This window comes from Nocardioides hwasunensis (assembly GCF_014779665.1).
GTDB lineage: Bacteria > Actinomycetota > Actinomycetes > Propionibacteriales > Nocardioidaceae > Nocardioides > Nocardioides hwasunensis.
Genome location: NZ_JACXYY010000005.1, coordinates 1 through 12,615, shown reverse-complemented (window position 1 = coordinate 12,615; position 12,615 = coordinate 1). Strand labels below are relative to the sequence as shown.

Sequence of the window (12,615 nt, the reverse complement as noted above, 5' to 3'; positions counted from 1 at the left end):
GACCACCGAGATGACGAAGAGGATCACGTACGGACTGCTGGCCGGGCTGGTGGCAGCTGCCGCCTTCGGCCCGGCGTTCGGGGCGGCGCCGGCGGCACCGGCCGCTGCGACGCTCGCACCTGTCGCGGCCGCCGCGCCGGCCTCGGCCGAGCAGGCAGCGGCGCAGACGCTGACCTGGACCGGCAACAACAGCACCACCGCCTACGCGTCGCAGACCACCGAGGCGACCTCCGGCCCGGCGACCATCGTGTTCGAGAACTCGACCGCGACCGGCAACACCAGCGGCCTGCAGCACACGCTGACGTTCGACACCTCCGGCGGGCAGTACAACGACGACGTCGACGTCGACATCCTGGCCTCGCCCAGCGACGAGAACGGCGGTCGCTGGGAGGTCGAGGTCGACCTGAGCGTCGGGACGTACCGCTTCTTCTGCACGATCCCCGGCCACGGCCAGATGCAGGGCCTGCTCGTCGTCACCAGCGGCGGCGGGGGTGACCCGGACGAGGACACCACGCCTCCGGAGGTCGCGGTGTCGCTGGCCGGTGACCAGGACGCCGACGGCGCCTACATCGGTCAGGCCACCGCCACGGTGCGCGCCACGGACGAGGAGGGCGGCAGCGGGCTGGCCTCGGTCGAGTACCAGGTCGACGACCTGGGTTGGCAGCCCTACACCGAGCCGGTCGTCGTCGACGAGGTCGGCGACCACACCATCGGCTATCGCGCGACCGACGAGGCCGGCAACGTCTCCGAGGAGGGCAACGAGGCCTTCTCGGTGGTCGCGGCCGACGGGCCGGACACGACGCCCCCGACGGTGGAGGGCATGGTGCACGGCGAGACCAACGACGACGGCGCCTACCTGGGTCGGGCCGAGGTGATGATCAACGCCCAGGACGCACAGTCCGAGATCGCCTCCGTGGAGTACACCCTCGACGGCGGTGACTGGACGGCCTACACCGACGTGTTCGACGTGACCGCGGTCGGCGACCACACGGTGACCTACCGGGCCACCGACGCGGCCGGCAACGTCTCCGAGGTCGGCGAGCTGTCCTTCACCGTCGTGGAGGCGCCCGACGACGACACCGAGCCTCCCGTGGCGACCGCGTCGATCGCCGGCACCCAGGACGCGACCTGGGCCTACCGGGGCGAGGTCACCGTCACCCTCGACGCCACCGACGAGGGCTCGGGCGTGGCACGCACCGAGTACCTGCTCGACGACGGCGACTGGACGACGTACGACGAGCCCGTGACCGTCGACGAGGAGGGCGCACACACGATGCAGTACCGCGCGGTGGACCTCGGCGGCAACGTCTCCGAGGTCGGCACCGTAGGCTTCACCATCGTCGCCGACACCGCCGCCCCGGCCTGTCCGACACCCGACCCGAGCCCGGTGGTCGTCATGGGCACCATCGGGACCGACGTGCGCAACCGCGTCACCGGCGACGGCTCCTGCACGATCGACGACCTGATCCGCGACGAGGCCCGCTGGTCGAGCCACGACGCGTTCATGGTCCACGTCCGCTCGGTGCTCGCCGGCCTCCTCGAGGACGGCTACGTCACCGGCGCCGAGCGCTCGCGCATCGTGAGCGCCGCCAACCGGTCCGACGTCGGAAGGCAGGGCGCGTGATGACCGAGTCGTCCCAGTCGAAAGGACACCGCATGTCCCCCACCCGTCGATCCATCCTCCGGGGCCTCGGCGCCGGACCGGTCGTCGTCGTCGGCGGCGCCGCAGCCCTGCAGGGCGCGGAGGCCGCCGTCCCGGCCGGCTTCCCGTCGCCGAGCCGCCGGATCCAGCTGTACGCCGTGGAGCTGCCGGACTACTCCGGCGAGAAGCGCATCGGCTACGGCCGGACGCCGGAGACCGCGTCCGTGCCGGGTCCGACGATCGAGATGGTCGAGGGCGAGGCCATCGAGATCGTGCTGCACAACGAGGTCTCGGCCGAGACGCTGGAGGCGCTGCGCACCGACGAGCACACCCCGATCGGCATCTCGCTGCACGCCCACGGGGTGCGCTACGGGCAGGACTCCGACGGCACCGTCCACAGCGGGTCGTGGGTGGCGCCGGGCGAGTCCCGCAGCTACGTGTGGTGGGCCCGACCCGCCGCGCGGGCCAACGGCATCGCCGGGTCGGCGGGCTACTGGTGGTACCACGACCACGTGGTGGGCACCCAGCACGGCACCGGCGGGCTCGAGGCCGGGCTGTTCGGTGCGCTGATCGTGCGTCGGCGCAACGACCCCCTGCCGGTGTCGACCTACGTGACGGCGTTCGGGGACGGGATGGAGCTCAACGCCCGTCGCTACCCCGACACCGACACCTACGACCCGGCCAACCCGGTGCGCTCCAACACCAGCATCGTGGCCAACCAGGGCGAGCGGATCGAGTTCGTCAACATCGCCCTCGGATCCGAGCTGCACACGTGGCACCTGCACGGCCACACCTGGGCCGACACCCGCACCGGGATGCTGCCCGACGACGCCTGGGCCGACATGGTCCCGGTCATCGACAACAAGACCATCGGCCCCGGCGACAGCTTCGGCTTCCAGGTCGTCGCCGGGGAAGGGTCCGGGCCGGGCCACTGGATGCTGCACTGCCACCTGCAGACGCACTCCGACATGGGCATGAGCACCTACTTCCACGTCCACGACCGGCAGGGGCGCCCACCCGCCGGCGACTGGCCGCCCGAGCACGGCCACATGCCCATGGGCGACGGGGCTCACCACTAGGAGGACGACTCGCAGCGGCCACGGACGGACCCACGCCTGGCGTGGGTCCGTCCGTCATCTCCGGGTCATCTCCGGGCCGTCGCGAGGTCGAGCTGCGCGATCACGACGGGTGCGTCGCCGGCGGCCGACGCGACCTGCCAGACGCCGTCCGTCGAGGCACCGCACGGCTCGGGGACCGCCCGAACGCCTCGTCCCAGGCAGGCCAGCGCCAGGACGTCGCCACCGGGGAACGCCTGGGTCCGGGCGAGCGAGCGTCCCGCCAGGCCGAGCTCCAGCGCGGTCACGGTGGCCAGTGCGCGCCCCGTGGCCGAGTCACTGTCCTGCACGGCGCCCGGCAGGACGTACTGCACGTAGAGCCGACGGGTACCCGGTGGCGGCACCACGGGCTCGCGGGTCACGTCGCCGGCGCCGTCCAGGCGTACGCCGTCCGCGGCGAGCGTCACGCCGGTCGCGGACAGGTCGACGTCCGCGAGCGCGGGACTGGTCGGCAGGCCCAGGCGGACCTGGTCGATGTCGACGCTCGTCGCGACCCAGTGGGTCACCTGGAGATCACCGTCGTCGAGGACCTCCGTCTCGACGCGCTCGGAGTCGGGCGCCAGAGCGACCGGGGCGTCGAACCGACCCGCCCGGCGCGCCTCGGCGGCCGAGCCGGCACCGGTCGCGACCCCCACCGGGCGATCGACGGCCGGACGGATGACGCACGCGAGCCCCAGCACCACCAGCAGGACGGCTCCGACGGCACCCGCGACGGCCGGGCGCCTGCCACGTGGACCCACCGGCTCGGGCTGGGGTTCGGTGCTTGGGGTCGGCATCGGGGTCGGCTGCGGCCTCCTGGCGCCGGCCGCCGCCACCCCGTCCGGGGCGTTGCGTCGCAGCGCCGACGAGGTCAGCCGTGGCCGCGGGCGCGGCCCCACGACCTTCGGCGTGGCCTCGAGTCCGTCGTCGGACATCACGAGCTCTTCTCGGTGGGCGGGCTGACAGCCTCGGCGGTGACGACCGCCAGCCGCTGGTAGCCGCCCCTGCTCGGGACGAAGGGCCCCGCGCAGGTCACCAGGGTCAGCCGGTGGGGACCGGCCGGGGACGAGATCGAGGGGTCGTCGGCCAGCGCTCCCTTGTCGAGCAGCCTCAGTGAGCTCACGGCGTACTCCTGGCGCAGTCCGGCCGAGGAGAGCACGACGGTGTCGCCGGCGCTGACGCCCAGGAGCTCGGCGTACGGCCCGAGCCCCTGGGTCGCCGAGTCGACGTGTGCCGACAGCAGCACCGAGCCGAACGGGTCACCGATGCGCGACCCGCCCCGCCACCAGCCCGAGACGTCCACGTCGCCGGGGACGTCCAGGGTGCCGTCGGGCAGGGTCGAGACGGGGACCACCGGGACCGTCCGGCCGCTCGGCAGCCGGACGCTCCGGGGTCGCTCGGGGATCACGGATCCCGTGCGCCGCGCGGGCTCGGCAGCGCGCGGTGAGGCCGGCTGGGCGACGGCCGCGGTCGACGCAGGCGGATCGGCGTCGGCCTCGCCCGCGCTCTTCGCACTCCCCGTGCAGCTGGCGACGACGACGGCCAGCGCGGCGAGCACGGCGACGAGGGCCGCCACCCAGCGCGCCTCACCGGACATCGGGCCCACGCGCGTGCCGGCCCTCGCGGAGTGCCGCGGGGCCTGTCGGCTCACGGCGCGACGTCGGCGGTGATCCGACTGCGGGCCAGGACCATGGCTGCCAGCGACAGCGCTCCTGCCAGCCCGCCGAAGACCATCCAGTCCGCCGGACCCTCGCCTCGCTCCTGGTCGGCAGCGGAGGAGGTGGAGGCCGCTCCGGAGAACGGCGTGACGGGGATCCCCGCCGCGAGCCCCTCGCTGCCGGCGGCGATCGTGGTGGGGGCGTCCTCGTTGCTCGCGCCGAGCGAGATGCTGTGCGAGATGGCCTGCATCGAGAGGTCGTCGGTGTTGCCCACGGCGTAGACCATCGTCGCGGTCGCCGGCTTCAGCTCGACCCCGAGCGGGCCCAGGATCGGACGCGCGGCGAGCCCGGACGGCAGGAGCTCGGCGACATGGTCGCCTTCGGCCACGTCGGCGGTGGCGAACTCACCGTTGGCGATGTTGCGGAAGACGACCGAGCCGTCGAGGCGCACGTCGGCCGGCGCGACGGAGGCCGTGTGAGCGATCAGGACGCGGGCCTTGCCGCTGGCGAGGGGCTGGGTCGGGGTCTCGTACACCGTCGCGACGGGGTCGCCGTCGACCTGGGCGGGGAGGTGGACCACCAGGTCCTGGGTGCTGCCGGGCGCGAGGTCCACGGCAGTCGCGACCACGACGCCGCCCGAGGCGTCGCGGAAGGTCACCTGGTGCCGCCCGGCCGGCACGGTGAAGGGTCCTGCGAGGTCGCCGGTGTCGGAGCCGCGGGTCACGGTGTCGGCGTCGATGTCGACGTCGAGGCTCTGACCCGGCAGGGCCTGCACCACCGTGAGGCGGGCGGTGTCGGGTCGAGTGCTCCCTGCGGCCTGCGCAGCCGGGGCCGCGGTGGCGGCGCCTGCGATCGCCAGCGCCCCTGCGAGGGAGAGCAACGTCAGTCTCTTCATGACCACTCCTGCGTCTCGGACGTGTCGGGTACGCGTCCATCGCGCGTCGTTCGGGGGTGGTCCCTCCGTGGATTGCCGGCCCACCGTCACGGGACCGAACTGTTGCCCTGACGTGTCACCCCGGGCCGGGATGTGGACGTCGTGTGGCTCTGCGCGGACACGCGGACTAGACCACGGGTGCCCACTCCGAGCGTGGGTCAGTCCCTCAGCTCGTCTGCGCCAGGGCTGCCGGCGACCGGACCGGGTCCACGTCGGTGCTCCCCGTCAGGGTCGAGAGCACGAGCGCCAGCGCGGCGAACAGCGCCACGAAGGCCACCACGGCGACCGCGCCGCGCGACAGCTGTCGCGCAGCCGAGCCGGCTGTCGCGGCGTGCCGCGGCGCCGGACGACCCACGACGCCACGTCGGTTCAGATCAAGGGCCAGTCTGCTCATGACCACTCCTGCGTCCCGGGCGGGTCGGGTGCTCGCCCCTGCGAGTCATTCGTGGCCGGAGGCCCCGCGGATTGGCTCGCTCAGGTCGTGGTGGCTCACCAGCTCCGCGCGACGAACCCGGTGCCGAGGTCCGCGCGCCGACGTCGTACGCCGTGACCGCCCGCGTCGTCAGCGAGCCGCGGCGACCAGCTCGGCGATCTGGACGGTGTTGAGGGCCGCGCCCTTGCGCAGGTTGTCGTTGCTGATGAACAGCGCGAGGCCCCGGTCGTCCGGGACGCCCTCGTCCTGGCGGAGGCGACCGACGTAGGACGGGTCCTTGCCGGCTGCCTTCAGCGGGGTCGGCACCTCGTCGAGCTCGACGCCCGCCGCGGTCGCCAGGATCTCCCGGGCGCGAGCGGGCGTCAGCGGACGCGAGAACTCGGCATTGATCGCCAGCGAGTGGCCGGTGAAGACCGGGACGCGCACGCAGATCCCCGACACCAGCAGATCGGGGATGCCGAGGATCTTGCGCGACTCGTGGCGCAGCTTCTGCTCCTCGTCGGTCTCGCCGAGGCCGTCGTCGACGATCGAGCCGGCCATCGGGAGCACGTTGTAGGCGATCGGCTCGACGTACGTCACCGGCTGGGGCAGCGCGATCGCGGCACCGTCGTAGGCCAGCTCGCGCGCCTTGTCACCCGCCTCGGCCACGCCGCTCGCGAGCTCGTCGACGCCGGCCACACCGGATCCGGAGACGGCCTGGTAGGTCGAGACGACCAGCCGGGTCAACCCGGCCTCCTCGTGCAGGGGCTTGAGCACCGGCATCGCGGCCATCGTCGTGCAGTTGGGGTTGGCGATGATGCCGCGACCGGCCTCGATCACCGACGCCATCGCATCGGGGTTGACCTCGGAGACGACCAGCGGGATCGACGGGTCCTTGCGGTACGCCGAGGAGTTGTCGACGACGATCACGCCGGCGTCGACGAACTTCTGGGCGAGCGCGCGCGAGGTGGTGGCCCCGGCCGAGAAGAGCGCGATGTCGAGGCCGGACGGGTCGGCGCTCCCGGCGTCCTCGACGGTGATCTCGCGGTCGCCGAACGGCAGCACCGTGCCGGCCGATCGCGACGAGGCGAAGAAGCGCACCTGGTCGGCGGGGCCGATCAGTCCGGAGTGGGCCCGCTCGAGGAGGATCTGGCGCATCGCGACACCGACCTGCCCGGTGGCGCCGACGATGCCGATGTTGATGCTCATCGTCCGCTGCCCCCGTAGACCACGGCCTCGACCTCGTCGGCGTCCAGGTCGAAGGCGGTGTGCGTCGCGCGCACGGCGTCGTCGACGGACGCCTCGTCGACGATCACCGAGATCCGGATCTCCGAGGTGGAGATCATGCCGATGTTGACGCCGGCCGAGGCGAGGGCGCCGAAGAACTTCGAGGTGATGCCGGGGTGCGAGCGCATGCCCGCACCGATCAGCGAGACCTTGCCGATCTTGTCGTCGTAGAGCAGCTTGTCGTAGCCGACCTCGGCCTGGATCCGGGCGAGCGCGCTCATCGCGCTCTGGCCGTCGGTGCGCGGCAGCGTGAAGGAGATGTCGGTCAGGCTGGTCGCGGCAGCGGAGACGTTCTGCACGATCATGTCCAGGTTGATCTGTGCGTCGGCCAGCGCCTCGAAGATGCGGGCGGCCTCGCCGACCTTGTCGGGCACGCCGACGACCGTGATCTTCGCTTCGCTCCGGTCGTGGGCGACGCCGGCGATGATGGGCTGTTCCATGGTGTCTCCCTGGGTGGTTCCCGTGGGCTGCAGATCGGGCTGTGCGTCGGGGCGAGCGTCGTTGCTGACCCGGGTGCCCTCGAGCTGGCTGAACGACGAGCGGACGTGGATCGGGATGCCGTAGCGGCGTCCGTACTCGACGCACCGCAGGTGCAGGATCTTGGCGCCGCAGGCCGCGAGCTCGAGCATCTCCTCGTAGGAGACCGTGTCGAGCTTGCGCGCGGACGGCACGATGCGCGGGTCGGCGGTGAAGACGCCGTCGACGTCGGTGTAGATCTCGCAGACGTCGGCCTCGAGGGCCGCGGCGAGTGCCACCGCCGTGGTGTCGGTGCCTCCGCGGCCGAGCGTGGTGATCTCCTTGGTGTCGGCCGAGACACCCTGGAAGCCGGCGACGATGACGATGTGGCCCTCGCCGATGGCCTGCGTGATGCGGCCCGGCGTGACGTCGATGATCTTGGCCTTGCCGTGGACCGAGTCGGTGATCACGCCGGCCTGCGAGCCGGTGAACGACCGGGCGGTGAAGCCGAGGTCGCTGATGGCCATCGCGACCAGCGCCATCGAGATCCGCTCGCCGGCGGTCAGCAGCATGTCCATCTCGCGCGCCGGAGGGAGCGGCGAGACGCCGTTGGCCAGGTCGAGCAGGTCGTCGGTCGTGTCGCCCATGGCGGACACGGCGACGACGACGTCATGACCGGCCTTCTTGATGTCCACGATGCGTCGGGCGACGCGCTTGATGGCGTCGGCGTCGGCGAGCGAGGAGCCGCCGTACTTCTGCACGACAATGCCCACGGTTGAACCTCTACGGATCGGGGTGCGGCCGTCAGCGACCGCGTACGTCTGGCGTGCCCGGCGGCGCCGTTGCCGGCCGGACTCCCCCGATTCTACGGCTGCGCGGCAGGGGCGCTCTCGAGCATCTCATCGGCGACCTCGAGCTGGTCGGCATCGGCCTCGAAGTCGGTGTCGAAGCGGTCGTGCGCGACGACGGTGATGAGCGCGTTGAGCGCGGCGCCGGCGAGGTTGCCCCAGCTGTTGACGTAGGAGAACTGCCACCACCACAGCGCCTCGTCGACGTTGCCGGCGCGGAAGTGGCGCAGACCGTTCTCGAGGTCGATCGCGATGGAGGCGAGGTCGTCGGACAGCCGGCTCTCGACGACCTCGGGGACGTAGGGGTCGAAGACGAAGGTGTAGGCGTCGACGCCGCCGAGCATCTCCGCGAGGCGCAGGCGCAGCTCGTCGATGTCGGCCTCGGGGCCGACGTCGGGCTGGAACTCCTCGCGCGGGCTGAAGTCGGTCTGGGCGCCGAGCCGGGCACCGGCGAGCAGCACCTGGCTGATCTCGAGCAGGAGCAACGACACCGCCTGCTGGCCGTTGCCCTCGCGCGCGATCTCGCGCACCGCGACGAGGAAGCTCGTCACGGAGTCCGCGATCTGCTCCTCGAACCTGATGTCGATGTCACTCATTGGGCCGATCTCCTTCCGGCGAACGCTCGTCCGAGCGTCACCTCGTCTGCGTACTCGAGGTCGCCGCCCACTGGCAGTCCACTCGCCAATCGGGTCACACGCAACCCCATGGGGGCGAGCAGCCGCGTGAGATACGTCGCGGTGGCCTCGCCCTCGAGGTTGGGATCGGTGGCGAGGATGACCTCGGTGACCGTGCCGTCGGCCAGCCGCGGCATCAGCTCCTTGACGTGCAGCTGGTCGGGGCCGATGCCGTCGATCGGCGAGATGGCCCCGCCGAGCACGTGGTAGCGGCCGCGGAACTCGCGGGTGCGCTCGATCGCGACGACGTCCTTGTACTCCTCGACGACGCACAGCACGCTCGGGTCGCGCCGCTCGTCGCGGCAGATCCGGCACTGCTCGTCCTCGCTGACGTTGAAGCACACCGAACAGAACTTCACCCGGGCCTTGACCTCGATCAGCACGTCGGCGAGGCGGCGTACGTCGACGGGCTCGGCCTGCAGCAGGTGGAAGGCGATGCGCTGCGCGCTCTTCGGACCGACGCCGGGCAACCGGCCCAGCTCGTCGATGAGGTCCTGGACGACACCCTCGTACAACGAAGTCCCTCAGCCCAGGCTGGGCGGCGGGAAGCCGAGGCCGCCGCCACCCTCGCCACCGGCTCTGCCACCGAGTCCCTCGGTGAGCGGACCGAGCGAGTCGCCGGCGAGAGCCTCGGACTTGGCGCGCGCGTCGCGGTAGGCGGCGACGATCAGGTCGGAGAGGTCGGACAGGTCGTCGGGGTCGCTGCCGTCGAACTCCCCGGAGCGGATCGTCACCCCGACGAGCTCGCCCACACCGTTGGCGGTCACCACGACGGCGCCGCCGGCGACGGTGCCGTCGACGGTCTGCTGGGCGAGGTTGGCCTGCGCCTCCTCGAGCTGCTGCTGCATCTGCTGGGCCTGCTGGAGGAGGGCGTTCATGTCGAAGCCGCCGCCACCGAGGGCGTCGAAGGGGTTCTGGGTCATCGGATCTCCCACGTGAGAGGTGAGTGGTTGGAGCGGGTCAGTCGTTCTTGATCTCTTCGATCAGCTTGGCGCCGAGCGTCTGGCTCAGCAGCGACTCGGTGTCGATCGCGGCGGAGTCGGCGTCGGGGTCGTCGGGGTGCACGTCGTCGTCGGCCGAGCGGACCGGCTCGGCGGCCTGGGGAACGCCTCCCGAGCGGGCGGCCTCGAGCGCCTCGCGGGCAGGCGCCGCGGACACGGCCGGCTCCGCGGGCGGCGCGGGTGCGGCGGTGGGCACCGCCGCGTCGCCGGTGACCCAGGCGGGCGGACCGTCGGGTGTCTCCGGAGCCGGGGCACCGGGTGCGGCGGCGGGCGGGCCCTGGGGGTCGGTCGCGGCCTGGCGGACGACCGGCGCCTCGGCGGCCGCGCCGCTCGGGTCGACGATCGACTCGACGCGCCAGTCCATCCCGACGACGTCGATCGCGGCCTGGCGCAGGATCTCGTCGCAGCCGCCGTTCACGAAGGAGTCGCGGGCACCTGCGTTGGCGAACCCGACGGTCAGGCGGGTGCCGTCGACGTCGACGACATGGGCGTGCTGGGAGAGCACCATCCACGCCAGCCGACGCCGGTTCTTGGTCTGCTCGAGGATGTCGGGCCACAGGCGGCGCACGTCGACCAGACTGAGGCCGCCGCGCGGTCCGGCGGGCTGGTCGGCCACCGGGGCGTCGGGCGCCGCGACCGGAGCGGCCGGGGCGGTGGCGGGCTCGGCGACCGTGGGCGGGGCGGGTGGCGCCTCGGGGGCGCTGGTCGGCATCGGCATCGGCGGCGGCGGGGCCGGGCCGTCGTCACGCATCGGAGCCGCGGTGGGCATCGGTGGCGGCGGGGCGGGCTCGTCGCTGCGGGGCGCGGCTGGAGCAGGCTCGGGAGCAGGCTCGACCCGGGCAGGCTCGACCCGGGTCGGCTCGGCGTGGGCCGGCTCGGCGTGGGTCGGCTCGGCGGGGGCCGGCACCGCCGCGCGCGCGGCGGCTGCTCCGGTGGGCACTCCGGTGACGTCCAGACGGCGCTCGAGTCGCTCGAGGCGGGCCATGACGCCGTCGGAGGTGTGGTCGGCGCCGGGCAGCAGCACGCGGGCGCAGAGCAGCTCGAGCAGCAGCCGCGGGGCGGTGGCGCCGCGCATCTCGGTGAGTCCGGCGGCGACGATGTCGGCAGCCCGGCTGAGCTCGATCGCGCCGAAGCGCGCAGCCTGCGCGACGAGCCGCTCGCCGGCGTCCTCGGAGACGTCGATCAACCCGGTCGCCGGGGCGTCGGGCACGGCGGTGACGATGACGAGGTCGCGCAGCCGGCGGAGCAGGTCCTCGGTGAAGCGCCGCGGGTCCTGGCCGGTCTCGACGACCTTGTCGACGACGGAGAAGACGGCTGCCCCGTCGCGCGTCGCGAAGGCCTCGACGACCTCGTCGAGCAGCGAGTCGGGGGTGAAGCCGAGCAGGTCGGTCGCCAGCTTGTGGGTGACCCCGGCCGGTCCGGCGCCCCCGAGGAGCTGGTCGAGCACCGACAGCGTGTCGCGCGCCGACCCCGCGCCGGCTCGTACGACCAGGGGCAGGGCGGCCGGCTCGATCGCGACGCCCTCCTCCCCCGCGAGCTGGGAGAGGTAGTCGCTGAGCAGCCGCGGCGGGATGAGCCGGAACGGGTAGTGGTGGGTGCGCGAGCGGATCGTCGGCAGCACCTTGTCGGGCTCGGTCGTGGCGAAGATGAACCGCAGGTGCGGCGGCGGCTCCTCGACCAGCTTGAGCAGGGCGTTGAAGCCCTGCGTGGTGACCATGTGGGCCTCGTCGATGATGTAGACCTTGTAGCGGTCGCGCACCGGCGCGAAGAACGCCTTCTCGCGCAGGTCGCGGGCGTCGTCGACACCACCGTGCGAGGCCGCGTCGATCTCGATGACGTCGATGGAGCCCGGGCCGCCGCGCGCGAGGTCACGACAGCTGTCGCACTCGCCGCACGGGTCGGAGATCGGCGCCCGCGCACAGTTGAGCGCGCGCGCCAGGATCCGCGCGGAGGTGGTCTTGCCGCAGCCGCGGGGACCCGAGAAGAGGTAGGCGTGGTTGACGCGGTTGGCCGCGAGGGCGGCGCGGAGCGGCTCGGTCACGTGGTCCTGCCCGATGACCTCCTGGAAGGTCTCGGGCCGGTAGCGGCGATAGAGCGCGAGCGGTGACTCCACGTCGTGAACCCTAACCGGGCGCACCCACACTGCACACCGCGGGAGAGCGCCCGCGGGGACGGCCGTCCCCGGACATGAAGAGGCCCCCCACGCACCCGCTAGAGCTCACTTACCCTTGCTGCCTTCCGGCCCTGGGGGAATTGGGCGAGGTGACGCCGCGTGGGGGGTTGCCGGGGAGTCTAGGCGAGCCGGTGACGGCCGCCCAAACCCGGGGACGGCAGGCGATTTCACCGCGCCGCGAGCCGACCGGTACTCTCCTCGGCGGAGGTATCGCCTAGTGGCCTATGGCGCTCGCTTGGAAAGCGGGTTGGGTTAATAGCCCTCGGGGGTTCGAATCCCCCTACCTCCGCCGTGTGATCTCTCAGGAGATACCGGACAGGCCGGACCCAGATTCTGGGTCCGGCCTTCTGTGTTGTCCGGGCTTGGGGCCGGGCGGTCGGCCTAGTGGCTGGTAGTTGCGGGTGGGGTCGATGGTGAGCTCACGGAGCAGTTCGCC

At 72.6% G+C, this 12,615-nt stretch carries 12 protein-coding genes, 1 tRNA gene and 1 other RNA gene; 3 read left to right on the top strand and 11 right to left on the bottom strand.

Translation table 11 applies throughout. The features are described from left to right. Nucleotides 1-10: 10 nt before the first annotated feature. Nucleotides 11-1,624 carry a cupredoxin domain-containing protein gene (locus tag IEZ25_RS12555; RefSeq protein WP_191199797.1) on the top strand — a complete coding sequence of 538 codons (1,614 nt, stop codon included), beginning with the start codon at nt 11-13 and terminating at the stop codon, nt 1,622-1,624. A gap of 32 nt (nt 1,625-1,656) precedes the next feature. Further along, nucleotides 1,657-2,721: a multicopper oxidase domain-containing protein gene (locus tag IEZ25_RS12550; protein ID WP_191199796.1), complete on the top strand. Its 1,065-nt coding sequence runs from the start codon at nt 1,657-1,659 to the stop codon at nt 2,719-2,721. A gap of 65 nt (nt 2,722-2,786) precedes the next feature. Here IEZ25_RS12550 and IEZ25_RS12545 read toward each other — a convergent pair whose 3' ends face one another. The 11 genes from IEZ25_RS12545 to ffs form a co-directional block, all read right to left on the bottom strand. Next, nucleotides 2,787-3,671 carry a hypothetical protein gene (locus IEZ25_RS12545; RefSeq protein WP_191199795.1) on the bottom strand — a complete coding sequence of 295 codons (885 nt, stop codon included), beginning with the start codon at nt 3,669-3,671 and terminating at the stop codon, nt 2,787-2,789. After that, nucleotides 3,671-4,387 carry a class F sortase gene (locus tag IEZ25_RS12540; RefSeq protein ID WP_191199794.1) on the bottom strand — a complete coding sequence of 239 codons (717 nt, stop codon included), beginning with the start codon at nt 4,385-4,387 and terminating at the stop codon, nt 3,671-3,673. Before IEZ25_RS12540 ends, IEZ25_RS12545 begins: the two co-directional genes overlap by 1 nt. Beyond that, nucleotides 4,384-5,289, bottom strand: coding sequence for a DUF4397 domain-containing protein (locus tag IEZ25_RS12535; protein ID WP_191199793.1), 906 nt, complete (start codon nt 5,287-5,289; stop codon nt 4,384-4,386). The genes IEZ25_RS12540 and IEZ25_RS12535 overlap by 4 nt, the downstream gene beginning before the upstream one ends. Nucleotides 5,290-5,494: 205 nt before the next feature. Further along, complete coding sequence (locus IEZ25_RS12530; RefSeq protein WP_191199792.1) at nt 5,495-5,722, bottom strand: hypothetical protein; 228 nt, start codon at nt 5,720-5,722, stop codon at nt 5,495-5,497. A 168-nt stretch (nt 5,723-5,890) separates the two neighbouring features. After that, nucleotides 5,891-6,949: an aspartate-semialdehyde dehydrogenase gene (locus tag IEZ25_RS12525; protein ID WP_191199791.1), complete on the bottom strand. Its 1,059-nt coding sequence runs from the start codon at nt 6,947-6,949 to the stop codon at nt 5,891-5,893. Further along, nucleotides 6,946-8,256, bottom strand: a complete 1,311-nt coding sequence (locus IEZ25_RS12520; protein ID WP_191199790.1) for an aspartate kinase — start codon at nt 8,254-8,256, stop codon at nt 6,946-6,948. Before IEZ25_RS12520 ends, IEZ25_RS12525 begins: the two co-directional genes overlap by 4 nt. 92 nt (nt 8,257-8,348) lie before the next feature. Beyond that, nucleotides 8,349-8,927: a DUF5063 domain-containing protein gene (locus IEZ25_RS12515; RefSeq protein WP_191199789.1), complete on the bottom strand. Its 579-nt coding sequence runs from the start codon at nt 8,925-8,927 to the stop codon at nt 8,349-8,351. After that, nucleotides 8,924-9,520 carry a recombination mediator RecR gene (gene recR, locus IEZ25_RS12510; RefSeq protein WP_191199788.1) on the bottom strand — a complete coding sequence of 199 codons (597 nt, stop codon included), beginning with the start codon at nt 9,518-9,520 and terminating at the stop codon, nt 8,924-8,926. Before recR ends, IEZ25_RS12515 begins: the two co-directional genes overlap by 4 nt. Before the next feature lie 9 nt (nt 9,521-9,529). Beyond that, nucleotides 9,530-9,928: a YbaB/EbfC family nucleoid-associated protein gene (locus tag IEZ25_RS12505; RefSeq protein WP_191199787.1), complete on the bottom strand. Its 399-nt coding sequence runs from the start codon at nt 9,926-9,928 to the stop codon at nt 9,530-9,532. Nucleotides 9,929-9,965: 37 nt separating this feature from the next. Continuing rightward, nucleotides 9,966-12,119: a DNA polymerase III subunit gamma and tau gene (locus IEZ25_RS12500; RefSeq protein ID WP_191199786.1), complete on the bottom strand. Its 2,154-nt coding sequence runs from the start codon at nt 12,117-12,119 to the stop codon at nt 9,966-9,968. A gap of 78 nt (nt 12,120-12,197) precedes the next feature. Then, an RNA gene (gene ffs, locus IEZ25_RS12495) (signal recognition particle sRNA small type) lies at nt 12,198-12,288 on the bottom strand. Between the two features lie 94 nt (nt 12,289-12,382). Here ffs and IEZ25_RS12490 point away from each other — a divergent pair. Then, nucleotides 12,383-12,468, top strand: a tRNA-Ser gene (locus IEZ25_RS12490). Nucleotides 12,469-12,615 lie beyond the last annotated feature (147 nt).